The 25,144-nt window shown below is 57.4% G+C and carries 26 protein-coding genes and 1 pseudogene; 15 read left to right on the top strand and 12 right to left on the bottom strand.

Translation table 11 applies throughout. The annotated features are described in order from the left end of the window. Positions 1-4: 4 nt before the first annotated feature. The 4 genes from GHO32_RS06570 to miaB all read right to left on the bottom strand — a co-directional run bounded on the left by GHO32_RS06570 (position 5) and on the right by miaB (position 3,861). Positions 5-844, bottom strand: coding sequence for an HlyC/CorC family transporter (locus GHO32_RS06570; protein WP_048367621.1), 840 nt, complete (start codon positions 842-844; stop codon positions 5-7). Positions 845-883: 39 nt separating this feature from the next. Continuing rightward, positions 884-1,345, bottom strand: a complete 462-nt coding sequence (ybeY, locus tag GHO32_RS06575) for an rRNA maturation RNase YbeY (protein WP_153335834.1) — start codon at positions 1,343-1,345, stop codon at positions 884-886. Further along, the gene (locus tag GHO32_RS06580; protein WP_153335833.1) at positions 1,338-2,360 is read right to left on the bottom strand and encodes a PhoH family protein; all 1,023 of its coding nucleotides are present in this window, start codon (positions 2,358-2,360) and stop codon (positions 1,338-1,340) included. Before GHO32_RS06580 ends, ybeY begins: the two co-directional genes overlap by 8 nt. A gap of 172 nt (positions 2,361-2,532) precedes the next feature. Next, positions 2,533-3,861, bottom strand: a complete 1,329-nt coding sequence (miaB, locus tag GHO32_RS06585; RefSeq protein WP_153335832.1) for a tRNA (N6-isopentenyl adenosine(37)-C2)-methylthiotransferase MiaB — start codon at positions 3,859-3,861, stop codon at positions 2,533-2,535. A 132-nt stretch (positions 3,862-3,993) separates the two neighbouring features. Between miaB and GHO32_RS06590 the strand changes: the two genes are divergently transcribed. Then, positions 3,994-4,320: a DUF1820 family protein gene (locus tag GHO32_RS06590; protein ID WP_048367613.1), complete on the top strand. Its 327-nt coding sequence runs from the start codon at positions 3,994-3,996 to the stop codon at positions 4,318-4,320. A 15-nt stretch (positions 4,321-4,335) separates the two neighbouring features. Here the strand turns inward: GHO32_RS06590 and GHO32_RS06595 are convergent, their stop codons facing one another. The 4 genes from GHO32_RS06595 to GHO32_RS06610 form a co-directional block, all read right to left on the bottom strand. Then, positions 4,336-4,884, bottom strand: coding sequence for a tetratricopeptide repeat protein (locus tag GHO32_RS06595; RefSeq protein WP_048367611.1), 549 nt, complete (start codon positions 4,882-4,884; stop codon positions 4,336-4,338). 279 nt (positions 4,885-5,163) lie between these two features. After that, complete coding sequence (gene hemL, locus GHO32_RS06600; RefSeq protein ID WP_153335831.1) at positions 5,164-6,447, bottom strand: glutamate-1-semialdehyde 2,1-aminomutase; 1,284 nt, start codon at positions 6,445-6,447, stop codon at positions 5,164-5,166. A 31-nt stretch (positions 6,448-6,478) separates the two neighbouring features. Continuing rightward, complete coding sequence (gene thiE / locus GHO32_RS06605) at positions 6,479-7,105, bottom strand: thiamine phosphate synthase (protein WP_153335830.1); 627 nt, start codon at positions 7,103-7,105, stop codon at positions 6,479-6,481. A 17-nt stretch (positions 7,106-7,122) separates the two neighbouring features. Next, complete coding sequence (locus tag GHO32_RS06610) at positions 7,123-7,920, bottom strand: hydroxymethylpyrimidine/phosphomethylpyrimidine kinase (RefSeq protein ID WP_026014362.1); 798 nt, start codon at positions 7,918-7,920, stop codon at positions 7,123-7,125. A gap of 190 nt (positions 7,921-8,110) precedes the next feature. Here GHO32_RS06610 and GHO32_RS06615 point away from each other — a divergent pair, with 190 nt between their 5' ends. From GHO32_RS06615 to GHO32_RS06630, 4 genes are all read left to right on the top strand, one after another. After that, on the top strand, positions 8,111-10,486 hold the full coding sequence (locus tag GHO32_RS06615; RefSeq protein WP_153335829.1) for a hybrid sensor histidine kinase/response regulator: 2,376 nt from the start codon (positions 8,111-8,113) through the stop codon (positions 10,484-10,486). 73 nt (positions 10,487-10,559) lie between these two features. Next, positions 10,560-12,209 (top strand): acyl-CoA dehydrogenase family protein, encoded by a 1,650-nt coding sequence (locus tag GHO32_RS06620; RefSeq protein ID WP_153335828.1) that lies wholly within the window; start codon positions 10,560-10,562, stop codon positions 12,207-12,209. A gap of 196 nt (positions 12,210-12,405) precedes the next feature. Continuing rightward, positions 12,406-13,878 (top strand): AMP nucleosidase, encoded by a 1,473-nt coding sequence (gene amn / locus GHO32_RS06625; RefSeq protein ID WP_153335827.1) that lies wholly within the window; start codon positions 12,406-12,408, stop codon positions 13,876-13,878. Positions 13,879-14,021: 143 nt separating this feature from the next. Then, complete coding sequence (locus tag GHO32_RS06630; RefSeq protein WP_372239788.1) at positions 14,022-14,588, top strand: pseudouridine synthase; 567 nt, start codon at positions 14,022-14,024, stop codon at positions 14,586-14,588. Here the strand turns inward: GHO32_RS06630 and GHO32_RS06635 are convergent. Together GHO32_RS06635 and GHO32_RS06640 are read right to left on the bottom strand one after the other, a co-directional pair. Next, positions 14,583-14,792 carry a DUF2788 domain-containing protein gene (locus GHO32_RS06635; RefSeq protein ID WP_153335826.1) on the bottom strand — a complete coding sequence of 70 codons (210 nt, stop codon included), beginning with the start codon at positions 14,790-14,792 and terminating at the stop codon, positions 14,583-14,585. The two genes, GHO32_RS06630 and GHO32_RS06635, sit on opposite strands and share 6 nt — an antisense overlap. Before the next feature lie 153 nt (positions 14,793-14,945). Further along, positions 14,946-15,425 (bottom strand): Lrp/AsnC family transcriptional regulator, encoded by a 480-nt coding sequence (locus GHO32_RS06640; protein ID WP_048367596.1) that lies wholly within the window; start codon positions 15,423-15,425, stop codon positions 14,946-14,948. A gap of 886 nt (positions 15,426-16,311) precedes the next feature. Here GHO32_RS06640 and GHO32_RS06645 point away from each other — a divergent pair. The 9 genes and pseudogenes from GHO32_RS06645 to GHO32_RS06680 all read left to right on the top strand — a co-directional run bounded on the left by GHO32_RS06645 (position 16,312) and on the right by GHO32_RS06680 (position 22,231). Then, positions 16,312-18,450 (top strand): S-type pyocin domain-containing protein, encoded by a 2,139-nt coding sequence (locus GHO32_RS06645; protein WP_153336945.1) that lies wholly within the window; start codon positions 16,312-16,314, stop codon positions 18,448-18,450. Then, positions 18,443-18,694, top strand: a complete 252-nt coding sequence (locus GHO32_RS06650; protein WP_153336946.1) for a bacteriocin immunity protein — start codon at positions 18,443-18,445, stop codon at positions 18,692-18,694. Before GHO32_RS06645 ends, GHO32_RS06650 begins: the two co-directional genes overlap by 8 nt. A 91-nt stretch (positions 18,695-18,785) precedes the next feature. Then, on the top strand, positions 18,786-19,178 hold the full coding sequence (locus GHO32_RS06655; RefSeq protein ID WP_371924561.1) for an HNH endonuclease signature motif containing protein: 393 nt from the start codon (positions 18,786-18,788) through the stop codon (positions 19,176-19,178). A 14-nt stretch (positions 19,179-19,192) separates the two neighbouring features. After that, the gene (locus tag GHO32_RS06660) at positions 19,193-19,450 is read left to right on the top strand and encodes a bacteriocin immunity protein (protein WP_153336948.1); all 258 of its coding nucleotides are present in this window, start codon (positions 19,193-19,195) and stop codon (positions 19,448-19,450) included. A 122-nt stretch (positions 19,451-19,572) separates the two neighbouring features. Beyond that, entirely contained in the window at positions 19,573-19,923 is a 351-nt protein-coding gene (locus tag GHO32_RS06665; RefSeq protein ID WP_368668343.1) for an HNH endonuclease signature motif containing protein, read from the top strand. Positions 19,924-19,927: 4 nt separating this feature from the next. Then, complete coding sequence (locus tag GHO32_RS06670) at positions 19,928-20,179, top strand: bacteriocin immunity protein (RefSeq protein WP_048367593.1); 252 nt, start codon at positions 19,928-19,930, stop codon at positions 20,177-20,179. Positions 20,180-20,300: 121 nt separating this feature from the next. After that, positions 20,301-20,663: pseudogene (locus GHO32_RS27150) on the top strand (hypothetical protein). Then, positions 20,653-20,910 (top strand): bacteriocin immunity protein, encoded by a 258-nt coding sequence (locus GHO32_RS06675; RefSeq protein ID WP_048367591.1) that lies wholly within the window; start codon positions 20,653-20,655, stop codon positions 20,908-20,910. The pseudogene GHO32_RS27150 and the gene GHO32_RS06675 overlap by 11 nt, the downstream one beginning before the upstream one ends. Positions 20,911-21,166: 256 nt before the next feature. Further along, complete coding sequence (locus GHO32_RS06680; protein WP_153336969.1) at positions 21,167-22,231, top strand: DUF6515 family protein; 1,065 nt, start codon at positions 21,167-21,169, stop codon at positions 22,229-22,231. A gap of 59 nt (positions 22,232-22,290) precedes the next feature. Here the strand turns inward: GHO32_RS06680 and GHO32_RS06685 are convergent, their stop codons facing one another. Both GHO32_RS06685 and GHO32_RS06690 read right to left on the bottom strand, forming a co-directional pair. Continuing rightward, entirely contained in the window at positions 22,291-23,187 is an 897-nt protein-coding gene (locus GHO32_RS06685; protein ID WP_048390577.1) for a cation diffusion facilitator family transporter, read from the bottom strand. Between the two features lie 13 nt (positions 23,188-23,200). Beyond that, positions 23,201-23,620: a polyribonucleotide nucleotidyltransferase gene (locus GHO32_RS06690; RefSeq protein WP_123752047.1), complete on the bottom strand. Its 420-nt coding sequence runs from the start codon at positions 23,618-23,620 to the stop codon at positions 23,201-23,203. Positions 23,621-23,709: 89 nt separating this feature from the next. On the opposite strand from GHO32_RS06690, the gene hrpB reads away from it, so the two are divergent. Then, positions 23,710-25,144 (top strand): ATP-dependent helicase HrpB (hrpB, locus tag GHO32_RS06695; RefSeq protein ID WP_153442801.1); only part of this gene is annotated, 1,435 nt, incomplete at its 3' end.

Below are 25,144 nucleotides of genomic sequence, written 5' to 3' on the forward strand. Positions count from 1 at the left end.
GGGTTTAGCGGGCAATGGGCGTTAAGCGAATCAAGTGAATCCGGCGGCTGTCGGCATTGAGGATGCGGAAGCGATAAGGGCCGATCTCAGTGATTTCGTTGCGTTTTGGCAAGTGCCCGAACGCACTCATGACCAAGCCACCAACGGTGTCGAACTCATCGTCGGAGAAGTCGCTGTCAAAGAACTCGTTGAAGTTCTCGATGGGCGTCAGGGCCTTGATCAGGAAGTCACCGCTGGGCAGCGGCTTGATGTAGCTGTCTTCTTCGACATCGTGTTCGTCTTCGATGTCGCCGACGATCTGTTCCAGAACGTCTTCAATCGTCACCAGACCGGCCACGCCGCCATATTCGTCAATGACGATGGCCATGTGGTTGTGGTTGGCACGGAACTCACGCAATAACACGTTCAGGCGCTTGGACTCAGGGACAAACGTCGCTGGACGGAGCAGATCCTTGATGTTGAATTTGTCGCCGTTCTCTTGAAGGATCAGCGGCAGCAGGTCTTTGGCCAGCAGGACGCCGAGGACGTCATCGTGGCTTTCGCCGATCACGGGATAACGCGAATGCGCTGCGTCAATGATCGCCGGGAGGAATTCGCGGGGTGTCTGGGTCGCCTTGATGCTGATCATCTGCGAACGCGGAACCATGATGTCCCGTACTTGCAGGTCAGCCACCTGGATGGCGCCTTCGACGATGGCCAGCGCTTCGCTGTCCAACAGTTTGTTCTGATGTGCTTCGCGCAGCAGCTCCAGCAGCTCCTGGCGGTTTTTCGGCTCATGGGCAAAGGCCTGGGTCAGCTTACCCAACCATGACTTTTGCCCGTTGCTCGATCGGTCTTCGCTCATAGCGATTTACTCGTATCCCTTGGTCGTTTCAGTGGGTTGTTAATCAGTTTCGTCGTCTGCATACGGATCTGGATGACCCAGTTCTGCAAGCAACGTTCGTTCCAGCGCTTCCATCTCTTCGGCTTCTTCGTCTTCTATATGGTCGTAACCCAGAAGATGCAAGCAGCCGTGGATCACCAAGTGAGCCCAGTGAGCGTCAAGTGCCTTGCCTTGTTCGGCGGCTTCACGCTCGACCACAGCCACACAGATGACCAGGTCACCCAGAAGCGGGATATCAAGGAATTCGTCCGGCACTTCTGCCGGAAAAGACAGCACGTTGGTCGCGTAGTCTTTGTGTCGCCAAGTGTGATTAAGCTCACGGCCTTCGGCTTCGTCTACCAGACGAATGGTCATTTCCGAGTCGGCGGTGCGCTGGCGCAGCGCCAGTTCGCACCATTGGCGGAACTGGGCTTCGTTGGGCGCAGCGGCTTCGGTGGCCAGTTGCAGGTCAAGCTCAAGCATCTTTGCGGTAGTCCTTGGCGGCGGGCAGGGCGGCCAGCTTGTCAGCGGCTTCCTGTTCGTAGCGCCCGTAGGCCTCAACGATGCGTTGTACCAGCGGGTGGCGCACAACGTCTTTGGACAAAAAGTGCGTAAAGCTGATGCCCGGCACGTCCTTGAGCACGTCAATCACGTGGGTCAGCCCCGACTTGGTGCCTTTTGGCAGGTCGATCTGGGTGATGTCACCGGTGATCACGGCCGTGGAGCCGAAGCCGATACGGGTCAGGAACATCTTCATCTGCTCGACGGTGGTGTTCTGGCTTTCGTCGAGAATGATGAAGCTGTTGTTCAGCGTGCGACCGCGCATGTAGGCCAGCGGTGCCACTTCAATAATTTGCCGCTCGATCAGCTTGGCCACGTATTCAAAGCCGAGCATCTCGTACAGCGCGTCATACAGCGGACGCAGGTACGGGTCGATTTTTTGCGACAGATCGCCCGGCAGGAAGCCGAGTTTTTCACCCGCTTCAACCGCCGGGCGCACCAGCAGGATGCGGCGGATTTGCTCGCGCTCCAGGGCGTCAACTGCGCAGGCCACGGCCAGGTAGGTCTTACCCGTACCGGCTGGGCCAATGCCGAAGTTGATGTCGTTGCCGAGGATTTCTTTGACGTAGCGCTGCTGGTTGGTGCCGCGCGGGCGGATCATGCCCTTTTTGGTGCGCAGCGACACGCTGGCCTCGGCCACAGGCGTATTGGCCAGGTCATCGGTGGCAGCAGACTCTTGCAGGAACAGGTGCACCAGGTCCGGCGAAAGCTCAGTGGCTTGGGTTTCGCGGTACAGACGGCGCAGCAGGTGTTCTGCAGAAACAGTCAGTTTGGGGTCGCCGATCATTTCGAACTGGTTACCGCGATTGCGGATTTCGATGCCCAGACGTTGTTCGACCAAGCGCAAATGCTCGTCGAATTGTCCGCACAGATTGGCGAAGCGGCGAGCCTCAAAAGGCTCGAGGAGAAAACGATGTGGTTCGATGGGTGCGTTCAAGGTCGTTTTTAGCCGCCCTAAGGCAATTGAGGTGAGATGAAGGATAACGCTAGCAGGTCACGCGCGAAAGGGCCGTGATAAATGATTAACCCACTGTAGGAGCGAGCTTGTCTCGCGATCTTTTAAACGATCAAAAGATCGCGACACAAGCTCGCTCCTACACAGGCACGCGTTAGTTCAGCAGTGAACCCCGCAGGGAGTGCGGCTGGGCGGCATCGATGTGCACGTCGGCGAATTGTCCGATCAACTGCGGGTTGTCGCAGCGGAAGTTAACAATGCGGTTGTTTTCGGTGCGCCCTTGCAGTTCGCCAGGGTCTTTTTTCGAGTAATCGGTCACCAAAATCCGCTGAGTGGAGCCGACCATTTGCCGGCTGATCTCAAAACCTTGCTGGTTCAGGCGGTGTTGCAGCGCATTGAGGCGCTCTTTTTTGCGCTCTTCTGGCGTGTCGTCAACCAGGTCGGCCGCAGGCGTGCCCGGGCGCTGGCTGTACACAAAGGAGTACGAGAAGTCGAAACCGACGTCCTCGATCAGCTTCATGGTTTGCTCGAAGTCCTTCTCGGTTTCACCGGGGAAGCCGACGATAAAGTCAGAGCTGATGCAAATGCCCGGCACCGCCGCACGCAGTTTGCGCAGCTTGGATTTGTACTCCAGCGCCGTGTGGTTGCGCTTCATGGCCGACAGAATGCGGTCCGAGCCCGATTGCACCGGCAAGTGCAGGTGTTTTACCAACTCCGGCACGTCGGCATGCGCCTGGATCAGGCTATCCGAGAACTCCAGCGGGTGCGAGGTGGTGTAGCGAATGCGCTCGATCCCGTCGATGGCTGCCACCACGCGAATCAGTTCAGCGAGGTCCGCCAGGCGACCGTCCTCGGTCAGGCCGCGATAGCCGTTGACGTTCTGGCCCAGCAAGGTCACTTCACGCACGCCGTTTTCGGCCAGGTGAAACACTTCGCTGAGCACGTCGTCGAACGGGCGGCTGACTTCTTCGCCACGGGTGTAAGGCACCACGCAGAACGTGCAGTACTTGCTGCAACCTTCCATGACCGACACATAGGCACTTGGGCCGTCGATGCGGGGTTCTGGCAGGTGGTCGAATTTCTCGATTTCGGGGAACGACACGTCAACCTGCGGCAACTTGGTGATGCGCGCAGCGTCGATCATCTCGGGCAGGCGGTGAAGGGTTTGCGGGCCGAAGACTACGTCCACGTAAGGAGCGCGGTCGCGGATGGCGGCGCCTTCCTGACTGGCAACGCAGCCGCCGACGGCAATGACCATCTCGGGGTTGGCCAGTTTCAGCTCGCGCCAGCGGCCCAGTTGCGAGTACACGCGGTCTTGGGCGCGTTCACGGATCGAACAGGTATTCAGCAGGATGACATCAGCGTCTTCGGCGCGCGCTGTGACTTCCAGGGCCTGATGTTCACCCAGCAGATCAACCATGCGTGAGCTGTCGTACTCATTCATCTGGCAACCGTGGGTTTCGATGTAAAGCTTCTTGGCCATGGGTGTTCATCAAGTGGTTCAAAGAACCGCGCATTATAGGGGGCATGGTCGCGGGTTCCTAGCGTTGTGCGTCCGGTGGCTATGCTATAGTTCGCGCCCTCTTTTATATCCTCAGATGTTTACCCGCCCACCATGACCAAACGTGAAGCTCCAATCTACAAGGTGATTTTCCTCAATCAGGGCCAGGTGTTCGAAATGTACGCCAAGCAGATCTATCAAAGTGATCTGTGGGGCTTTCTGGAAGTTGAGGAATTTGTCTTCGGGGAGCGCACGCAAATCGTCGTTGATCCGAGCGAAGAAAAGCTCAAAGCTCAATTTGAAGGCGTGGTACGCAGCTTTGTGCCGATGCACTCGATTGTGCGCATCGATGAAGTTGAACGTCTGGGAACACCGAAAATCAGCGAAGCCAATGGCATGAGCAACGTGATGCCGTTTCCGTTTCCGATGCCGGACAAGTAGTTCGGCACCTTTACCCTAAGGCAGCGGTGAGAACGGCGAGCGCCCGTCGGCCGATTGCAGCTCAAGCAGATACTTGCGGAAGATCTGCCCCAGGATCTGGGTGGCAGTCTCGAGTTGTTCGCGGGGCATTTGTTCGGCGACCAGGTCGGCGGTGTCGAGCGCGTCTTCGGCGCCGTTGACCGCAGCCATTTTCAGCACGATGTACGCCTGAATGTTATTGGCCGGAACGCCTTCACCCTTGAAGAACATGGTGCCCAGCTGAAACTGCGCCATGGCATGGCCTTGCAGCGACGCTTGTTCGAAGTAGCTCAGGGCCTGATTGAGGTCTTGCGGGGCGTTTTTACCGTCGTAATAGAACTCACCCAGCTCGTATTGAGCTTCTGCATCCCCGGTTTTTGCCGCCTCAACGCAGGCTGCCAGAGCTTCTTTGAGGTCTTCTGGCTGCGTATTGAGGGTGCAACGACCCATCGCTGGAATCAACAGCGAGTTGCCACCTGCCTGAGCAAGCAACGGTTGAAGGAGCAACAGGCAGCCCAGTGCAAGGGCGCGGCCGGTGCGGTTCATGGGAATCGACGTACCTCTGAAAGGCGGGCATACCCGACCAAGGGATGAGTAGGCGCGCATTATGAAATAAGCGGAGGCCACCTTACAAAGTCTTTACTCGTTTTTCTGCTGCGTGACCGCCATATCGATTGATTTAAGACGATTTTGGACAGGTGGCATAAATGATTAGCCCCTCACGCGCATAAAAAGAACATAAACCCCTGTAGGAGCGAGCTTGCCTCGCGATCTTTTGATCTTTAAAAGATCGCGAGACAAGCTCGCTCCTACACAGGGTTCAGGTTATTTCAACGCAGCAAAAGCGCGCTCGGCAGCATCCAGGGTCAGTTGCAGTTCGGCGTCGCCGTGGGCGATCGACGTGAAGCCAGCTTCAAACGCACTTGGCGCCAGGTACACGCCGCCGTCCAGCATCAGGTGGAAGAACCGCTTGAAGCGATCGGCATCGCTGGCCATGACGTCGTCGAAGGTCACGATGTCATTGGCTTCGCTGAAGTACAGGCCAAACATGGCACCCGCCTGGGTGGTCACAAAAGGAATGCCGGCAGCGTCTGCGCGTTCTTGCAGGCCTGCGAGCAGGCGCGTGGTGTAGTCGGTCAGCTCGTCATGGAAGCCCGGGCGGCTGATCAGGCGCAGGGTGGTCAGGCCGGCGGCCATCGCCAACGGGTTACCGGACAGCGTACCCGCCTGATACACCGGGCCCAGCGGGGCGATGTGCTGCATGATCTCGCGCTTGCCGCCGAAGCAGCCTACCGGCATGCCGCCGCCAATGATTTTGCCGAAGGTGCTCAGGTCGGGCGTTACGCCGTAGTGGGCTTGGGCGCCGCCCAGGGCTACACGGAAACCGGTCATCACTTCGTCAAAAATCAGCACGATGCCGTGCTGGTCGCACAGGCTGCGCAGGCCTTGCAGGAAGCCCGGCGCGGGTGGCACGCAGTTCATGTTGCCCGCCACCGGCTCAACAATGATGCACGCCACTGTGTCGCCGACTTCTGCCAGCAACTGCGCAACGGCGTCGATGTCGTTAAAGGTGCTGGTCAGGGTGTGTTTGGCGAAGTCGGCCGGGACACCGCCCGAGCTTGGAACGCCTTGGGTCAGTGCGCCGGAGCCGGCTTTTACCAGCAGGCTGTCGGAGTGGCCGTGGTAGCAGCCTTCGAACTTGAGGATGTTGTCACGCCCGGTAAAGCCGCGCGCCAGACGGATGGCGCTCATGGTGGCTTCTGTGCCGGAACTGACCATGCGGACCATTTCCATGGACGGCACAATCGAGCACACCAGGTCGGCCATCTCGGTTTCCATGGCGGTCGGGGCGCCGTAGGACAAGCCGTGTTGCAGTTGCGCACGCACCGCGTCCAGCACGTCCGGGTGGCTGTGGCCCAAAATCATCGGGCCCCACGAACCCACGTAGTCGACATAACGCTTGTCGTCTTCGTCAGTCACGTAGGCACCTTCGGCGTGTTTGAAGAACAAAGGCGTGCCGCCCACGCTCTTGAAGGCACGAACAGGCGAGTTCACGCCGCCGGGGATGTGTTTTTGGGCGTTGGCAAACAGCGTTTCGGAACGAGACATGGTGGGCTCTCTCTGAATCAGAATTCGGTATTTAAATGGACAGCAAGGCGTTGAACGCGCGGGCGCGTCGGGTCACTTCCTGCGTGCTGTCGGCGCCAAACAGGCCGTGCACCACGGCCAGCAAATCAGCCCCGCGCTCGACCAGCGGGGCGGCGTTGTCCAGGGTAACGCCGCCAATCACACAGATCGGCACGTTAACAAGCCTGGCGCGCGCCTGGTTGATGACGTCGAGTGCCGCCGGGGCTGCGCCGGGCTTGGTGCTGGAGGTGAAAAAGCGCCCAAAGGCCACATAGGTGGCGCCTTCCTTCACTGCCTGCTCGGCCAGCTCGATTTGGTTGTGGCACGTTGAGCCAATAATGGCCTTCGGGCCGAGCAATGCCCGTGCAGGTGTCAGCGGGCCGTCGGTCTGGCCCAGGTGAACACCCACGCCCAGGCGCGCGGCCAGTTCGGCGTCATCGTTGATCAGCAAGTGCGCCTTGTAACGATCGCACAAGTGCATCAGCGCCTCGGCCTCGCGCAAGCGGCGGGCCTCATCGGTGCTTTTGTCGCGGTACTGCAACAGTGTCAGGCCGCCATCCAGCGCCGCCTCGACATACTTAAGGCATTTGCCGGCCAGCAGTTGGCTATCGGTGATTGCGTAAAGACCACGCAGCTTCATGGGTCGAGCCTCATTCGTTACGAACAGAAGTCCAGCGGTAAACGCCGGGGCACAAATTGGCCCTGGCCCAGTTGCTCGGCATCACGCAGGGTGCGCCACGTGTAGTTGAGCGCCGTCTCGACCGCGCTGACCAGGTTTTCGCCAATGGCCAAACGCCCGGCCAAGGTGCTGGCCAAGGTGCAGCCCGAGCCGTGATAGCTGCCCGGCAGACGATAGCAGGTGAAGGTGTGACGGCTGCCGTCGCGGCTGTACAGGCGGTTATGGACTTCGTGTTCATCGCCGTGTCCGCCGGTGATGAGCAGGTGTTTGCAGAAAGGTAGGAGTTTTTCGGCGCATTCATCGGCGCTGCCCTCAGGCAGTTCGGCCAGAATGCGGGCTTCAGGCAGGTTGGGCGTGGCGATCACGGCCAGGGGCAGCAAGCGCTCGCGCATGGCGTAGCCCACTTCGTCTTTACCCAGACGACCGCCGCCGCCCGCGCGCAGTACCGGGTCACAGACCATCGGCAGATGCGGGTGGGCTTGAAGCAGCTCGACCACGGTGTCGACCATTTCCAGTGAGCCGAGCATGCCCAGCTTGACGGCCGCAACCGTGGAGTCGCTGAGCACGGCGTTGGCTTGCGCCAGCACCCACTCTCGATCCAGCACGCGGAAGTCGCTGACATTCACGGTGTTCTGCACAGTCAAGGCGGTGACCACGGGGGCCGCGTGACAACCTTGAGCCAGCAGGGCTTCGATATCTGCCTGCAAGCCGGCACCCCCACTGGGGTCATGGCCGGAGAGACAGAGGACAACGGGGCGAGAGCTGTAGATATTCATGGTGCGCGAGCTTACCACCAAACGCTTTTTTGCGGCTGTTTGGTCCGCTGATTTGTATGATGGCCATGCGGCTCCATCGGGATGGCTATGCTAAAGTGAGCCCCACATTACTAACAGGTAAGACGGTCGACGCGGTCTCAAACGGAACAGGAGATTCTGCACGTAACCGGGCGGACCACGCTGGGGCTGTATGCGCTATTTGCTGATTATGATGCTGGGCTGGCTACCGATGCTGGCCGGCGCCGTCGAGTTCGACGAAACCACCCAGAGCCTGCCCTTGGGCCGAGTGATGCAGGTCTTCGAAGATGTGGGGGGCCAGGCGACGTTGAGCGATGTCATCGCCAACCCGGGTCTGTTCAAGCTCCACACCAAAGACACGCTGAATGCGGGTTATTCGCGTTCGGCCTTCTGGCTGAAAATTGATCTGCAATACTTGCCCAAAGACCCCACGGCACACCGCACCTGGTTGATGGAGCTGGCGTATCCGCCGCTGGACAACATCGACCTGTACCTGGCCGATGCGGCGGGCAACTACTATCTGGCTGAGCGCACCGGCGATGCCTTGCCCTTCGGCAATCGGCAAATCAAAGAAAACAACTACCTCTTCGAACTCAATTTCAGCCCTGGGCAAAGCCAGACCGTCTACCTGCGCCTGGCCAGCGAAGGCTCTATTCAAGCGCCGCTCACCTTGTGGTCCGCACAGGCCTACCTCGAAGAACAGCCCCAGCGCATTTATGTGCTGGGCCTGATTTACGGGGTTCTGCTGGGGATGCTGGTGTACAACCTGTTCATCTACATCAGCGTGCGTGACACCAGCTACCTGTATTACATCGTCTATATGGCCTCGTTCGGCCTGTACCAGCTCGCGGTCAACGGTGCGGCGGTGCAGTATTTCTGGCCCAATAACCCGTGGTGGGCCAACGCGTCAGTGCCGTTTTTGATCGGTTCGGCTGCGCTCTTTGGCTGCCAGTTTGCGCGCTCCTTTTTGCAGATCGGCTCGCAAAGCCGCTGGCTGGACCGTGCGCTGATCCTGCTGATGGGCGTCGGTGCGCTGGTCATGCTGCTGTCGCTGATCACCAGTTATGCCGTGGCCCTGCGGCTGGCCACGGCGCTGGCGCTGGCGTTTATCGTGGTCATCTTTGTTGCGGGCGTGGTGGCCTGGGCCCGTGGTTTGCGGGTGGCGCGCTATTTTGTAATTGCCTGGTCGGCCTTTTTGCTCGGAGGTCTGGTCAACACGCTGATGGTCCTGGGCTATTTGCCGAACGTCTTCCTGACCATGTACGCCAGCCAGATCGGCTCGGCGGTCGAAGGCTGCCTGCTGTCGCTGGCGCTGGCCGACCGGATCAACGCCATGCGTGATCTGCATGCGCGCACCTTGCAAGAAACCGGGCAAAAACTGGCAGCGATGAACCAGCAACTGGCCCGCACCAACCAACTCAAAGACGAGTTCCTGTCCACGGTCACCCACGAACTGCGCACGCCCATGAACGGGGTAATCGGTTCGTTGGAACTGATCAAAACCCTGGACATGGGCTCTGAACTCGAGTTCTACACCCAGACCGCCGAAGGCTCGGCGCGGCAAATGATGGGCATGGTCAATGGCATTTTGTCCCTGACCGAATTGCAGGCCGGTCGTCTCACGGCCGAGTTGCAGCCCTTAAGCCTTGGCGAACTGCTCAAAGGCTTGAGTGCTGAATTCGCCCCAAAGGCCCGCAGTAAAGGGCTGACTTTTTCGTATGACATTGCCCACGGTTTGCCTGATCACTGGGTTGGGGACGAAGCGAAAATTCGCCAGTGCCTCGAATGCTTGCTGGATAACGCCATCAAGTTCACCTGCGAAGGCGGGGTAATTTTACGCGTGACCGGCAAAGCTATCGACGAGGCGCGCTGGTCGTTGGCTTTTAATGTGATCGACAGCGGCATCGGCTTTGTTCATCAGGAACGGGCCGAGCTGTACCAGCACTTCTTCCAGGTCGATGGTTCCATGACTCGCAACTACGGCGGCCTGGGGATTGGTCTGGCTATCTGCCGGCGCTTGGTAGAGCTGATGGGCGGCCAGTTGACTCACCATTCGCTGCCGCGTCAGGGCTCGCAGTTCCAGGTCTCGCTGGAGCTTGAGGCTTTGGCCCCGGCTACCCAGAGCACGATCCTGAGCCTGAAAAAAAGCCCGATGGAGTGCGCCGTGTTGCTGGTTGAAGACCACGACGTCGGTGCTCCGGACCTGTACGGCATGCTGCTCGCATTGGGCTATCGCGTGCATTGCGCCGACAGCGGGCAGGCAGCCATCGACCTGCTGCGCCGTGAGCGCGTCGATGCAGTGCTGCTCGGTTGCCCGCTGGCGCGGATAACCGCCACTTCAAAAGACGCTCAACTGCTGACCCTGGCGGTGTGTTTGCAACTGCCAGTGCTGGCGGTGTTTGAGTCTGCCGCCGAGGCCCAAGCGGCGCGTGGGCAGGTCGACGCGATCACCGATGCCTTGATCAAACCGCTGGGTATCGATGACGTGCAGCACGCCCTTGCGCAGCGCCTGTTGGTGGTCGGTGAGGGCAAAAGCGCCGGGTCTTAGGCGCATATGCCACTTGTGATGGTGGCTGTGCGTGCTTCACTGGGTCATTGGATTGATCCGAGGAGCCCGCGCCATGAACCTGCATCAATACGCCGAAACCCACCAAGTGACCAATCAGCCGCCGTCGTTGGACGGCGTCAATCTGTACCGTATCGACCTGCCGTTGCAGCACTGGAGCCAGCACTTCGGTGCGGGTTGGGCGCAAGGGCGGATTGACCAATACGGGGCGCTGGCCGGTGGGCCGTTGATGGCAGCGGGCTTTTTGGCCAATGAAAACAAACCGGTGTTTGTCAGCCATGACCGCTTTGGCCATCGGATCGATCTGGTGGAGTTTCACCCCGCGTACCACGAACTGATGCGTACCGCGATTGAGCACGGCCTGCCGTCCTTACCCTGGACCGACCCGCAGCCCGGCGCTCATGTGGCCCGGGCCTCCATGACCTACCTGCACAGCCAGGCCGAAGCCGGCAGTGGTTGCCCGCTGACCATGACCTTCGCCAGCGTCCCGGCCTTGCGCCTGCAACCGGACATTGCCCACGTATGGCTGCCCAAAGTGCTGGCCCCGGAATACGACCCGCGTAACGTCGACATCAGCCAAAAAGCCGGGGTCACCCTGGGCATGGCAATGACCGAAAAACAGGGCGGCACCGATGTGCGCGCCAACACCACCCGCGCCTACCCGGTGGGCGCTGCCGGGCCGGGGCAGGCGTATGAGCTGCTCGGGCACAAATGGTTTTGCTCGGCGCCCATGTGCGATGGTTTTTTGACCTTGGCGCAAACCGACAAAGGCCTGAGCTGTTTTCTGCTGCCGCGCCACCGCCCCGATGGCAGCCGTAATGAGTTCTACATCCAGCGTCTGAAAAACAAACTGGGCAACAGTTCAAATGCCTCCAGCGAAGTAGAGTTTCGTGGCGCGCTGGCGTGGATGATCGGCGAAGAAGGGCGCGGCGTGCCGACGATCATTGAAATGGTCGCCATGACCCGCTTCGATTGCATGGTGGGCTCCAGCGCGCTGATGAGGCAGGCGCTGACCCAGGCCAGCCATCACTGTGCGCACCGCCTGGTGGGCGGCCGGGTGTTGGCTGAACAACCCTTGATGCAAAACGTGCTGGCTGACCTGGCGCTGGAAAGCGAAGCCGCGCTGGCCTTGAGCCTGCGCATGGGCCGCGCGCTGGACCATCTGGATGACTCCCACGAGGCCCGTTTCTCGCGGTTGGTGACGGCAGTGGGCAAGTATTGGATCTGCAAGCGCGCCCCGGCCATGATTAACGAAGCGGCGGAATGCATGGGCGGCGCGGGGTATGTTGAAGACAGCATCCTGCCGCGCCTGTACCGCGAGGCGCCGGTCAACTCAACGTGGGAAGGCTCCGGTAACGTGCAATGCCTCGACGTGTTACGCGCCTTGTCCAAAGAACCGGGCGTGCTGGACGCGTTGTTTGCCGAGTTGGGTGACGGCCATGGCGATGCGCGTTTGGCGCAGCACATTGGCCAGTTGCAGCAGGCCTTTAAAGACACCGATGACATTCAATACCGCGCCCGACAACTGACCGAAGACATTGCCTTGGGCCTACAGGCCAAACTGCTTTTGGAAGCTGGTAACAGCGACGTCAGCGACGCCTTTATTGCCAGTCGGCTACACGGCAATGGCCGCGCCTACGGCAACCTGCCACGCGGCCTGAACGTCGCCGCCATCGTCGCGCGCTCAACCCCGCACATCCTTTAACCCTCACCCACCCATGCACTGTGGGAGCGGGCTTGCTCGCGATAAAGACAACCCGGTCTGTCTGTGGCACCGAGTCAATCCAATCGCGAGCAAGCCCGCTCCCACCGATCGTACGGCTACAGGGTTTTGTGGTGTGCCCGGTATGCTTTAACGACTGATACAGGCAAGATAAAGGCCTGCCAGTTCAGAAGACAGGATGCTTATCGTGACCGAAGCTTTTATTGTCGTTTCAACCGCTGCCGAGGCTGTCGACCGCCTTGCGGCCCTGCATGAACGCGCAACCACGGCGTTAAGCCAGGCACTCAAGCGCTACCTGAAAGACCGGATCGAACCGACCCCGGAAGAACGTGCTCTGTTTCGTTACCCGGAACTGCGTCTGACCTACCGCATCCATGGCGAAGTCCCGACCACCACCCGTGCTTATGCCAAGGTGCAACTGCCTGGCACCTACAGCGTCACCGTCACCCATCCCGCTGCGTTCCGTCACTACCTGCTGGAGCAGTTGGTGCCGTTGATGCGTGATTTCACCGTGGTGGTCGAAGTCGGTGTCAGCCAGCAAGACATCCCGTACCCGTACGTGGTTGAGCAGGGCGACGAGCTTGCAGGCTCCGGCGTAACGGCCGCAGCGCTGGCGCGGGTTTTCCCGAGCACCGACCTGTCGGCCGCCACCGATGGCATCGCCGATGGCCTGTATGACTGGGAAAACACCGATCCGCTGCCTCTGGCGCTGTTTGATGCGGCTCGTGTCGACTTCTCGCTGCGCCGCTTGGTGCACTACACCGGCAGTGACTGGCGCCATGTTCAGCCGTGGATCCTGCTGACCAACTACCACCGCTACGTGGACCAGTTCATTCTCCATGGCCTTGAGCAACTGCGTGATGACCCGCGTTTTGTGCGCATGGTTATGCCCGGTAACGTGATCATCGAAAAGTCCATGGACTACGGCGAAGCCCAGGCAATTGCTGCCGGTGTGGTCTGGCACCGCTATCAAATGCCGGCGTATCACTTGCAGGCCAGCGACGGCCACGGCATCACCCTGGTGAACATCGGTGTCGGCCCTTCCAACGCGAAAAACATCACCGACCACCTGGCCGTGTTGCGCCCGCATTGCTGGCTGATGATCGGCCACTGCGGCGGGCTGCGCCAATCGCAGACCATCGGCGACTACGTGCTGGCTCACGCCTACATGCGCCGCGACGGGATTCTGGACCGCGTCGTACCGCCGAACATCCCGATCCCGGCACTGGCCGAAGTGCAATTGGCGTTGCAGGAAGCGGCCGCGCAGGTCACTGGCGAGCGCGGCGATGAGCTGAAAAAACGCCTGCGTACCGGCACTGTGTTGACCTACGACGACCGTAACTGGGAATTGCGCTGGGCGCAGGAGCGTCCGCTGATCAACCTGTCCCGTGCGGTCGCGGTGGACATGGAAAGCGGCACCATCGCGGCTCAGGGCTACCGTTTGCGGGTGCCGTACGGCACGTTGCTGTGTGTCTCGGACAAACCCCTGCACAGCGAAATCAAACTGCCGGGCTCGGCCAACGCGTTCTATGAACGGGCCGTGAGCCAGCACTTGAAAATCGGTATCGCTGCCGTCGACTTGATGCGTGGCCAGCTCAACTCGCTGCACTCGCGCAAACTGCGCAGCTTCGACGAACCGCCGTTCCGTTGATTCAAGTGGTCATTTAGCGATCAGGGCACTAGCATGACCAGCCCTGATCGCTAGATGTTCTTTTTGTCATGTCCCGTCCTGCTCGTCCCGCCCCACGCCGTCCGGCGCCTAAAAGCACCAGCCCCACTGCTGCCAATCGCCGTGTGGCCAAGGCACCGCCAGCTGAGCCCAAATTGTTTCTGTTCAACAAACCGTTCGATGTCCTGACCCAGTTCAGCGACGAAGGCGGGCGGGCGACTCTCAAAGACTTTATCCCGATTCCGGGGATCTACCCGGCCGGGCGCCTGGACCGTGACAGCGAAGGTTTGCTGCTGCTGACCAATGACGGCCAGCTACAGGCCAAAATTGCCGATCCCAAACACAAGCTGCCGAAAACTTATTGGGTGCAGGTGGAGGGCGAGCCGACAGCAGAGCAATTGCAGCAACTGCGTGACAGCGTGCAACTGAATGACGGCAAAACCCTGCCCGCCGAGGCGCGAGCGCTGGAAGAACCTGAACTGTGGCCACGCAACCCGCCGGTGCGGTTTCGCAAAAGCGTCCCGACGTCTTGGCTGGAGTTGGTGATTCGCGAAGGGCGTAACCGCCAGGTTCGGCGCATGACGGCGGCGGTGGGGTTGCCGACGCTGCGTCTGGTGCGGGTGCGCATCGGCGACTGGACGATAGAGGGGCTGGAACAAGGCCACTACAAAGAAGTGCCGGCGCGGTTATAACGCGCCAGTCTCGATCAGGCCGATCACCACGCTTTTGATCACAAACGCGGCGACCCCAAGCCCGAGCACAAAAAACAGAATCATCGAACCAAAGCGCCCGGCCTTGGACTTTTTCGCCAGGTCCCAGACGATAAAGCCCATAAACAGGATCAGCACGCTGACCAGTATCGTCATCATCCATTCTTCAAATACGGCAGGATCCATTGGGGTCTCCATCGATCGCGTGTTGGGGCGCTCGCAATCCTGTAGCCGCTGCCGCAGGCTGCGATAAGGGCCGAAGGACCTTCGTTTGTGCGTGCTGAGCCGGGGTTGCTACGCAACCCATCGCAGCCTTCGGCAGCGACTACAGGGTGTTAATCACGTACGCAAATGCGTCAACGGCAACTCGGTGCTGTTGAGCACCTGGTTCAGCACAAAACTGGAACGTACGCTGGTCACGCCATCAATACGGGTCAAGTGGCCCAACAGCAGCTTTTGATAATGGTCCATGTCCGGTACGACCACTTTCAACTGGTAATCGGCGTCTATGCCCGTCACCAGGCTGCACTCGAGCACTTGCGGCAGCGTACGAATCGCCGCCTCAAAGTTCTCAAAACGCTCAGGGGTATGGCGGTCCATGCCGATCAGCACGTAGGCCGTGAGGCTCAACCCCAGCAGCTTGCGGTCCAGCAACGCGACCTGACGCGAGATATAGCCGTCGTCTTCCAGTTGCTTGACCCGACGTGAGCAAGGCGAAGGCGACAGCCCGATACGTTCGGCCAATTCCTGGTTAGAGATGCGCGCATCACGCTGTAATTCCGCCAAAATGCTTAGGTCGTACCGGTCCAGTTTGCTCACGTAGACACCCTTTGTAATAACTATTGCGGCAAAGTATCCATCTGAAGGCAAAAATTGCGCAAGTGCTATTTTATTCGGCAATCTTCGCAATCCTCTGCCGGCGCCTCAGGCCTATTCTTATTACCAGAATCACTGCCCGGACATAGAGTCCACTGCGGCCGCCGAATCAGGCCTGCCGCGGCCGCCAACCCAACAGGGTTGCCCCGGCCCCCGGGCTACGCACTGTCCAGAAGACGGGGCGAGGTGAGCCAACATCACAAGTGTTGAGCCTGGACGGAAAAATTCAAAGGGCGACCGACGGGTCGCCCTTTTTTATTGTGCGCGCCCAACTTGGCGTGCATAACACTCTAACGCTCGTAACGCTTGGAGACCCAAGGCCTTCTGCGCAATTGAACTGAATATATAAGAATGTAAAGTCATTAATTAGAAGAGCTCTAAAGTTTTATTTATTAGGTGGTTGTTGAATGGTGTTTAAGTTGTTGCGATTGCATAGGATTATTCGTTCATTGTTTTCGGAAGTGTCTTTCTCTTTTTAAGTATAAAACCTTTAACGTCATGGTTCATTTCTGAAAATGCGTTAGATACGTATAAGTTATCTAAATTAGTACTACTATTTTACGAGTGTCTTGGGAGGTTCCTTAAACAGTTAGAATGACAGCAGGGGATTTATATGGAGGATGAAATAACTAAGTATTTAGGCGCACATAGGGTACTAGGCCCTAGTTCCTACGCGATAGGACCCGTATCAATCAGGGTGAGTAATCAGCCTCAAGTTCTAATCGGAGGTGGCCAAATAGCTTGGGGGCTGAATGATGGCCCGCACAGAGGATTAGGTGGGGAGAGCAGCATTCGTAATGTAGCCACACCGCACGTCATGACTGAGTTCATGAATGAGCAAATCCACAGCCTAAAAGCGATTGATCACGAATACAGTGCACGATTCAACCTTTTGTTAGCAGATACCCAGCGAGAATGGGAGGCAGCAAAACAGGCGGCTAAAGAGAATCAAGATTTGACGCCTGCTGAGGCTCTTGTACGTGAACAAAAGGCGACATTAGACCTGATCGCTTCAAAAATATCTCGTTACGCCACTATTGCGCCTGCTATCTATGGGCTCTATAGCTTGAGCCCTTATTTTTTGATGGAAGTGCTACCGCGTCAGAAAATGAGCGAGCTTCTGAATTCGGGAAACACCACCCCCGAAAGTTTGATGGACTTATACGCACTGTTTGACACGGTCTATAAGTCGGCCATGGAGCTTAAAGTGCTGTCGCTTTCAACAGCGGACCTTGCAGGGAGACTTGCAGAGCAGGCGCAAAAAATAGAGCAGGCTCAAACTGCTGAGACCAAACTCGCACCGTCTCAGCAATTAGAAATCATTACTCAGGAACGAGATATCCACGCCCAGCAATTGCCGGAAAACCTCTATTCTGAGTTTATTGCGGCAGCGGGCGCGATGGACGGCATGTCGCCCGCTCAAGCCTTGGGTCATTACCGGTCGACATTGGAGCATATGGCCGCGTCTAAAATGGCTGCGGTTAACCCTGCTTACGCGCCCCCTTCTTTTAGTAGTGGCGGCGTTACAGTCCACTTCCCGGTGGAAAACCCGAACATAAAAGCCCCCTTAAGCAAACCTGAACTGGAAGCGCTCCACGAGCTGGTTTACTTACAAGGCCACACGGAGATAGGGACTAAATGGCAGAGCTACCACGATGCGTTGCTCAAGGTTGAGTCTGCCAGGCACCTTACTGCCACCGCGAAAGCACTTGGCGCTCTGGCCGAGCGAGCGAATCAGGTTGAGCAGGCCTTGGAAACGCAACGGCTTGCTGCTGAAGCTGCCGAACAGGCCCGCCTCGCAGCCGAGGCAGAGGCCAAGCGTGTAGCAGACGAACAAGCACGTGCTGCAGAGGCTATCCGCGTAGCCAATGCGTTTAAAGCTCCCGGCCCTGCATCAGCGTCAAGTTCGCTGTTTCTAACCCCCGCAGGCACCGCTGCGGTTATTGATACGGCGGCAGTGACTTTGCAAGCGGCTATTCGCTCTTCAATTGCAGCGATAACTGGCTTGGCGGCGGGTACGGTGTCGGGTTTTTTTGTCGGTGTGTCTGCTCTGGTCTACTCGTCCAAGCTGGCCAATGGCGAACTGCCTGAACGTTATGCTTTCAGTACGCCGCTATCGGATCTGATTTCGCACGATGGGCAGAACTTATGGGCTATTGCCGCCTCGGGTGGCTCTGTTGACTTGCCCGTACGCATCAGCTCCAAAACAGCAGCTGACGGGCAGTCTGAAGTTTTCGTCGCCAAGGCCGACGGGAGGGTCGTACCGTCGAACGTAAAGGTAGTAGCTGCTACTTTTAACGCTGAGCAGAATGTTTACAGCGTAACCACTGAGGACGTGCCGCCCCGAACGTTGACATGGACACCCATCGTTAACCCAGGCAATAGCTCGACCACCTTACCTGCTGAACCCACTGCGCCACCGGTCTACACGGGTGTAACGGTAACGCCTGTTGAAGGAAGAATTGACACCTTCCCGGGGCTTGCTGAAGCCGGGTTTGACGACTTCATTACCGTGTTTCCGGCGGATTCTGGTTTACCTGCGCTGTATGTCATGTTCAAGGACCGTCGTGAGGATCCGGGGGTTGCAACAGGAGCAGGTCAGGCGGTCACGGGGATCTGGTTAGGCGCAGCATCGCAAGGCGACGGGGCCCCGATTCCATCGCAGATTGCCGACCAGCTTCGTGGTCGGGAGTTCAGGAACTTCAGGGCGTTTCGAGAGGCGTTTTGGAAGGCGGTGGCTAATGATGCTGAATTAACGAAAAAATTTGATCCTGGTAATGTTGCTATTATGAAGAAAGGTTTTTCGCCATTTGTTAAAAAGTCTGAACGCAGCGGAGGGCGAAGGAAAAGCGAGTTGCATCATAAGCAACATATATCTCAAGAAGGTGGTGTTTATGATATTGATAATGTCAGCGTCGTAACTCCAAAGCATCACATTGAAATTCATCGGAGTATAGTAGATGAGTAATAAGATAAGTGAAATGACGGAGTCTGAATTTCTTTCTTTTGTCAAAAGAATCTACAATGCTGAATATTCTTCAGAGGAAGAGCATACTAGCGCTGTCATAAAATTTGAAGATATATCAGAGCATCCGTCCGGGTCGGATTTGTTATATTATCCTGAGCCTGGAAAGAGTGGCCCTGATTCAGTGGTAGAAGAAATTAAGAGTTGGCGAGCAGCCAATGGTAAACCAGGTTTTAAAGTGGTGTAATAAATAGGAATAAGTTCAGCAGCAGTTAGCGGTGGCTGAACTTTTTTCTTAATAGTATGATTAGCTAATTATTGTATTTTCAGGAAAATCTATTAGCCTCCTATTTGGACAAAGTCTAAATACTGGACAAGCCATGGATAGGGGCTGGTTAGGCGCAGCATCGCAAGGCGAAGGGGCCCCGATTCCATCGCAGATTGCCGACCAGCTTCGTGGTCGGGAGTTCAGGAACTTCAGGGCGTTTCGAGAGGCGTTTTGGAAGGCGGTGGCTAATGATTTTGAATTGGCTAAACAATTTTCATCTGTGAACTTAGCTCGAATGAAATTGAAAGGTTATTCTCCCTATGCTGCTCCGTCAGAACAAGTTGGGGGACAAATGAAGTTTGAAATTCACCATGTTATATTTTTAAAAAATGATGGAGGGGTTTTTGATGTGGATAATATGCGAGTTGTTACCCCTAAAGAGCATGTTGAATTGCATAAATGATATTGGAGTTAGATATGAAATTTAAAAATAAATTTGAAGGCTATACTGAATACGAATTTCTCGAGTTTCTAACTGCTATATGGGCCTTAGAGGTGTCTTCGGAGGAGGAACACGATGAGCTTATTGCGCATTTTTCCAAGGTTACAGAGCATCCGCAGGGCAATGGTTTGATTTTTTATCCAGATATTGGCGCTGATAGTCCGCAAGGTGTCATGGATGCGGTGAAAAAATGGCGAGCAGCCAATGGCAAGCCTGGTTTTAAAGTTGTGTGATTAAGTTACGCTCAGTCACCGCTAGTGGTGACTGAGCATTTAATTTGGCGTGTGTTGTGCTCAAGGGAATAACTGTTTATCTCTACCTTATGTGATGCTTGTGAGCAGGACCGATAGTAACGGTGATCTGGTTGGGCGCCGCATCGCAAGGCGAAGGGACTTCGATTCCATCGCAGATTGCCGATCAGCTTCGTGGGCGGGAGTTCAGGAACTTCAGGGCGCTTAGAGAGGCGTTTTGGAAGGCGGTGGCTAATGATGCTGAACTAGTAAAGCAATTAAAAAGGCAAAATTTATCAGCAGTTGTTAATGGAAAAGCTCCATACGTAAAGACCTCTGATCGAGCGGGAGCTGCTATCAAGTTTGAACTCCATCACAAGGTTTATGTTTCGAAGGGTGGGGCTGTTTATGATGTTGATAATATTGCTGTAGTCACGCCAAGGCGCCATAAAGAAATACACAGGGTGGAGGAGTAAGATCATGAAAAAAATTAATGATTACACAGAAGAAGAATTTTTAGATTTTGTGATGTCTCTATGTGATAGCAGCAAACGTACTGAGGAAGAAGATATTAAAATGGTTCTTGAGTTTGAGCGATTGACGGAGCATCCTGATGGGTCGGATTTGATTTTTTATCCAAAAGACGATCGCGCTGATACGCCAGAGGGGATTGTGAAAGAAGTTAAGGAGTGGCGAGCAGCCAATGGCAAGCCAGGTTTTAAGGTTGTGTAATTAAATCATGCTCAGTCACCGCTAATGGTGACTGAGATTTTAATTTAGCTTGTATTGTGGCCAGCGGAGAATTGTTTGTCTCTATCTTATTTGATGCTTGTGAGCAGGACCGATAGTAACGGTGATCTGGTTGGGCGCCGCATCGCAAGGCGAAGGGGCTTCGATTCCATCGCAGATTGCCGATCAGCTTCGTGGGCGGGAGTTCAGGAACTTCAGGGCGTTTAGAGAGGCGTTTTGGAAGGCGGTGGCTAATGATGCTGAGCTGTCTAGGAATTTTATTGATAATAATTTTTCTGAGATGAAAAACGGTCGCGCTCCTTTTGTTCGAAAGAGAGATTGAGTTGGTGGGCAGGTTAAGTTTGAGATTCGTCACGTTACATATATTTCTAATGATGGGCTAAAATTCGATTTTGACAATATGCTGATTATTTCGCCTAGGCGTCATGCGCAAATACATATGGATGGAGAGTTAAATGGGAGTTAAAAGGCTAGAGGATTATACAGAGACGGATTTTTTATTGTTTCTTAAGAGTGTCTGTGATGCTGGCTATCAGAGCGAGGAGGAGCAAATTGCTGCGGTTTTAGAATTTGAGCGAGTGACTGAGCATCCCGATGGATCCGACTTGATTTACTATGCTGATTCTAATGAAGATGCAACACCTGAGGCCGTTATGAAAAAAGTTAAGGAATGGCGAGCAGCCAATGGCAAGCCTGGTTTTAAAACTGTGTAATTAAACCCTGTCCAGCCACAGTTAGCGGTGGCTAAACTCTGCATTTCGTTGAAGATGTTCTTTATTGCTGCGGCCCGGCAGTATTCTTGAAGAAGACGGAGAGTGGCTTTGCATGTGAATGACACTGAGGCCCGTTCTGCCTGGCAGGTGCTAGCCGTCCCAAAAATAAAGTACGCAACCGCTAGCCATGAGCAGAACCGCTTTGCGGTTTTCCAGTCTTATGATTACGCGCCCCCTAACCCGAGTGAGGAACATCATGAAATCGCGCATCTGGCGTTTGGCCACGGTTGGCTTGCTCTGTGTGAGTGTCACCGGCCAAGTACTGGCTGATGAGCGAGGGGATGGAAACTCTCAAGAAGCACGGCCCAACGGTGGTCAGCATTGGCAAGAAGGTAATCAGCCGCGCGGTGAGCAGCGCCAGGGTCGACCGGAGGGTTGGCAGGGCAATGCGCAGCGTCCAGAGAACCGGCCGCAGCAAGGCAATCAGCCGCGCCCTGAAAATCGCCCGCCGCAGGCTAATCAGCCTCGCCCGGAGTTTCATCCACAGCCCGGCAACCCTGGCCCTCAACAGCATTTCGAGGTGCGCCCAGGGCAGCAGCATCCTGGGCCGCCCGTGAGTAACCTGCCGATTCAGCCGCGCCCAAATGCTGTGCAGCAGACTCAGATGCCCAACCGTGGCGGCAACCAGAACTGGCAAGCCGGTGGTCGAAACTTCAGGCCCGGTGGCAATAATGTTCACCCCAATGATGTGCGCTGGGCCGGTCGCCCGGACGGGCATGGCAATGGCTGGGGCCCTGGCCCGCAATACCGTCCCGGTTATGCCATTGACCGTTTCCCGGGCCAATATCGCCAAGTGCCGTATCGCGGGCAGAACTTCTTCTTTTCAGGGGGCTACTGGTATCGCCCTGAAGGTCCGCGCTACATCGTGGTGCAGCCGCCCTACGGGATTCGCGTCAGCATCATCCCCAGTTATGCGCGTGAGGTGTGGGTAGGCAGCTCGCTGTTCTTCCTCGCGGCCGGGTCTTATTACGCATACCAGCCGGCGACCCAGGATTACATCGTGGTCGAGCCACCGGCGACGATTGTGCAGCCAGCGCCGCAACCGGTGAGTAACGGTTATGACGTGGTGGCGTATCCGGCCAATGGCCAGACCCCGGCACAAATTGATCAGGACCGTTACGACTGCTACCGCTGGGCGGTTGACCAGAGCCATTTCGACCCGGCCCACATTGCCTACGCCCCAGCGCCGGCCGTGGTGCAGACCTACCGGCAGGCTGAGGGTAATTGCTTGAATAGTCGTGGGTATCAGGTGACGTATTGAAACTGCCGGGTTGTTTGAGGATTTGAGGGAACGGGTTGCTTCGCAGCCTTCGGCAGCGACTACGGCGCTGCCTTGGGTTTGACGACCTCCTGTGGGTCCGCATGCACCAGCACCTCGGCCCGTGGATAGGCGTTTTCGATGGCTGCTGCCACTTGGTCACTCAGGGTGTGAGCGTCCAGCAAGCTGAGTTGGCCCGGTAGCTCAAGGTGCAGTTGCACAAACCAGATGTTGCCCGAGATCCGTGTACGCAAGTCGTGAGCGCCCAAAACGCCCGGCACAGCGCAGGCCAAAGCCAGCATGTTTTCGCTGACATCGGTGGGTAACTCCTCGTCCATCAGTACCGAAAAACTCTCGCGTGCAATCTGGAAGGCGCTCCAGAGGATGTACACCGCAATCCCCAGACCAAACCACGCATCCAGCTGCGAGAAACCCACGGCGGCGAAGACCAGCGCAACCAGAATGCTGCCGTTGAGCATCAGGTCTGAACGGTAATGCAGCGAATCTGCCCGTACCGCGTTGGAGCCCGTGGCCTTGATCACGCGGTGTTGCAGGATCAGCAGGCCCACGGTCATTACCAACGAGAACACAATCACGGCAATGCTGATCCACGGCGCGTTGACCGGCTCGGGGTGTTTCAATCGGTCGAACGCCTGAAAGGCAATCAGCACCGCACTTACGCCAATAAACAGCGCTTGCGCCATGCCCGCCAACGATTCCGCCTTGCCGTGCCCATAGCGGTGATCGTCATCGGCCGGGCGTAGCGCGTAATGCACCGCCAACAGGTTGAGGAACGAGGTCACGCCATCGAGCAATGAGTCTGTCAGCCCGGCGAGCATGCTGACCGAACCACTGAGCCACCAGGCGATGGCTTTGGTGATGATCAAAATACTGGCCACCGCCACCGAGGCGCGGGTGGCCAGGCGTAACAGGCGTGCGTGTTCCGGACTGCTGGTCATTGGCCTTCCTTTATCAGGCTGCGGGGATCAAGCCATACATCGCTAATTGCTGGGTGCTGCCCTTGTGCTGGATCAGGCGTGGATCGTTCAGCGGGAAGCTGCGGCCCAGCTCGCTTTCCAGAATGGCCTGCAGCTTGCTGTTATCCACTTTGCCGTCAGCACCAATGGCTTGCTGAAGTTTTTCCGGGGCGATTTGCGCGGTCTTGCCCGGCGGCAAATAAATAGCGCCGGTGGCGAAGTCGACGCCAAACGCGATCAGGCCCGGAATCACGTAAAACAACAGCCCGATGCCATCGAGCACCACCACCACCGGGTCGATCTTGCCATCAATCTGGCCACGACGATCGGGAAAGAAAATACTGCCGCAGGCGGTCAGCTGAGTGAGCAGCGTCGCAACCACGACACCGCCAATGACGCGGGAAAATGTACGCATAGGAAAACCTCTAACACGCTGAAGAATTAAGACCACGCTTAACGCATAACCGTTCGCCGTTATACTCGCCGCTCTGTTCTGGAGCCACCATGATTTCTTTGCCGATTGATGAAGTTTTACCTGCACTGCGTCAAGCCTTGCGTGAGCGCCACGAAGCGGTGCTCGAAGCACCGCCCGGCGCCGGTAAAACTACCCGTGTGCCGCTGGCCCTGTTGAATGAGCCATGGCTGGCCGGTCAGCGCATCGTGATGCTGGAGCCGCGACGCCTGGCAGCGCGGGCTGCCGCCGAGCGATTGGCCAGCGAACTGGGTGAGAAAGTCGGCGAAACCGTGGGTTATCGCATCCGTCTGGACAGCAAAGTCGGCCCCACCACACGCATCGAAGTGGTCACCGAAGGCATTCTGACCCGCCGTCTGCAAGAAGACCCGGCGCTGGAAGGCGTCGGGCTGCTGATTTTTGATGAGTTCCACGAGCGTAGTCTGGATGCCGATCTGGCGTTGGCCTTGAGCCTCAATGGCCGTGAGCTGTTTCGCGATGAGCAGCCGCTGAAAATTCTGCTGATGTCGGCCACCCTTGAAGGCGAGCGGTTGGCCAGCCTGCTAGACGATGCCCCGGTGTTGCGCAGCGAAGGGCGCATGTATCCGGTGGCGATGCGCTGGGGGCGGCCTTTTGTGCCGGGCGAGTTTATCGAGCCGCGTGTGGTGCAGACCGTGCTGGACGCTATCCATGACGAGAGTGGCAGCGTGCTGGTGTTTTTGCCCGGCCAGGCCGAGATCCGTCGCGTCACTCAACAATTGGCTGATGCCCTGGGCCAGCGCAGCGACATCGCGTTGTGCCCCTTGCATGGCGAACTGGATCTGGCCGCGCAGCGCGCCGCCATCGAACCGGCGCCCAGCGGCACACGCAAAGTGGTGCTGGCCACCAACATCGCGGAAACCAGCCTGACCATCGACGGCGTGCGCGTGGTGATCGACGCCGGGCTGGCGCGGGTGCCACGTTTTGACCCCGGCAGCGGCATGACCCGCCTCGACACGCAGCGCATCTCCCGCGCCAGTGCCACCCAGCGGGCCGGCCGCGCCGGGCGACTGGAGCCGGGGGTGTGTTATCGGCTGTGGTCCGAAGACCAGCACGCGCAACTGTCGGCCTATGGCAGCGCTGAAATCCTCCAGGCCGACCTGGCCGGGTTGGCCCTGCAACTGGCGCGTTGGGGCGTCACCCCTGAGCAACTGACCTGGCTCGATGTGCCGCCTGCCGCGAGTTATGCACAGGCGCAGCAACTGCTGGAACGCCTGGGCGCCCTGGGTGGGCTAAAACTGACGCCCCACGGCGAAGCGATGGCCCAACTGCCGGCGCACCCGCGTATCGCGCATTTGTTGCTGCGCGGGCACGATCTGGGGTTGGCGGCGATGGCCTGTGACGTGGCTGCGTTATTGGGTGAACGCGATATTTTGCGCGGCGCCGGGGCCGATGTGCACAGCCGTCTGGCCTTGCTGTCCGGTGAAAACCGGGCGGCGCGGGGCGGGC

Source organism: Pseudomonas sp. FSL R10-2189, from assembly GCF_009600325.1.
GTDB classification, from domain to species: Bacteria; Pseudomonadota; Gammaproteobacteria; order Pseudomonadales; family Pseudomonadaceae; genus Aquipseudomonas; species Aquipseudomonas helleri.

Excerpts from the sequence above, each read along its gene's own strand:
- GHO32_RS06650 (WP_153336946.1), top strand. The coding sequence starts at position 18,443 with ATGAGTAATAAGATAAGTGAAATGACGGAGTCTGAATTTCTTTCTTTT.
- GHO32_RS06670 (WP_048367593.1), top strand. The coding sequence starts at position 19,928 with ATGAAAAAAATTAATGATTACACAGAAGAAGAATTTTTAGATTTTGTG.
- GHO32_RS06570 (WP_048367621.1), bottom strand. The coding sequence starts at position 844 with ATGAGCGAAGACCGATCGAGCAACGGGCAAAAGTCATGGTTGGGTAAG.
- GHO32_RS06690 (WP_123752047.1), bottom strand. The coding sequence starts at position 23,620 with ATGCGTACATTTTCCCGCGTCATTGGCGGTGTCGTGGTTGCGACGCTG.
- amn (WP_153335827.1), top strand. The coding sequence starts at position 12,406 with ATGCTTATCGTGACCGAAGCTTTTATTGTCGTTTCAACCGCTGCCGAG.
- GHO32_RS06685 (WP_048390577.1), bottom strand. The coding sequence starts at position 23,187 with ATGACCAGCAGTCCGGAACACGCACGCCTGTTACGCCTGGCCACCCGC.
- GHO32_RS06610 (WP_026014362.1), bottom strand. The coding sequence starts at position 7,920 with ATGAATATCTACAGCTCTCGCCCCGTTGTCCTCTGTCTCTCCGGCCAT.
- GHO32_RS06675 (WP_048367591.1), top strand. The coding sequence starts at position 20,653 with ATGGGAGTTAAAAGGCTAGAGGATTATACAGAGACGGATTTTTTATTG.
- miaB (WP_153335832.1), bottom strand. The coding sequence starts at position 3,861 with ATGGCCAAGAAGCTTTACATCGAAACCCACGGTTGCCAGATGAATGAG.
- GHO32_RS06680 (WP_153336969.1), top strand. The coding sequence starts at position 21,167 with ATGAAATCGCGCATCTGGCGTTTGGCCACGGTTGGCTTGCTCTGTGTG.
- thiE (WP_153335830.1), bottom strand. The coding sequence starts at position 7,105 with ATGAAGCTGCGTGGTCTTTACGCAATCACCGATAGCCAACTGCTGGCC.
- ybeY (WP_153335834.1), bottom strand. The coding sequence starts at position 1,345 with ATGCTTGAGCTTGACCTGCAACTGGCCACCGAAGCCGCTGCGCCCAAC.
- GHO32_RS06635 (WP_153335826.1), bottom strand. The coding sequence starts at position 14,792 with ATGGATCCTGCCGTATTTGAAGAATGGATGATGACGATACTGGTCAGC.
- GHO32_RS06595 (WP_048367611.1), bottom strand. The coding sequence starts at position 4,884 with ATGAACCGCACCGGCCGCGCCCTTGCACTGGGCTGCCTGTTGCTCCTT.
- GHO32_RS06615 (WP_153335829.1), top strand. The coding sequence starts at position 8,111 with ATGCGCTATTTGCTGATTATGATGCTGGGCTGGCTACCGATGCTGGCC.
- hemL (WP_153335831.1), bottom strand. The coding sequence starts at position 6,447 with ATGTCTCGTTCCGAAACGCTGTTTGCCAACGCCCAAAAACACATCCCC.
- GHO32_RS06645 (WP_153336945.1), top strand. The coding sequence starts at position 16,312 with ATGAATGAGCAAATCCACAGCCTAAAAGCGATTGATCACGAATACAGT.
- GHO32_RS06620 (WP_153335828.1), top strand. The coding sequence starts at position 10,560 with ATGAACCTGCATCAATACGCCGAAACCCACCAAGTGACCAATCAGCCG.
- GHO32_RS06590 (WP_048367613.1), top strand. The coding sequence starts at position 3,994 with ATGACCAAACGTGAAGCTCCAATCTACAAGGTGATTTTCCTCAATCAG.
- GHO32_RS06660 (WP_153336948.1), top strand. The coding sequence starts at position 19,193 with ATGAAATTTAAAAATAAATTTGAAGGCTATACTGAATACGAATTTCTC.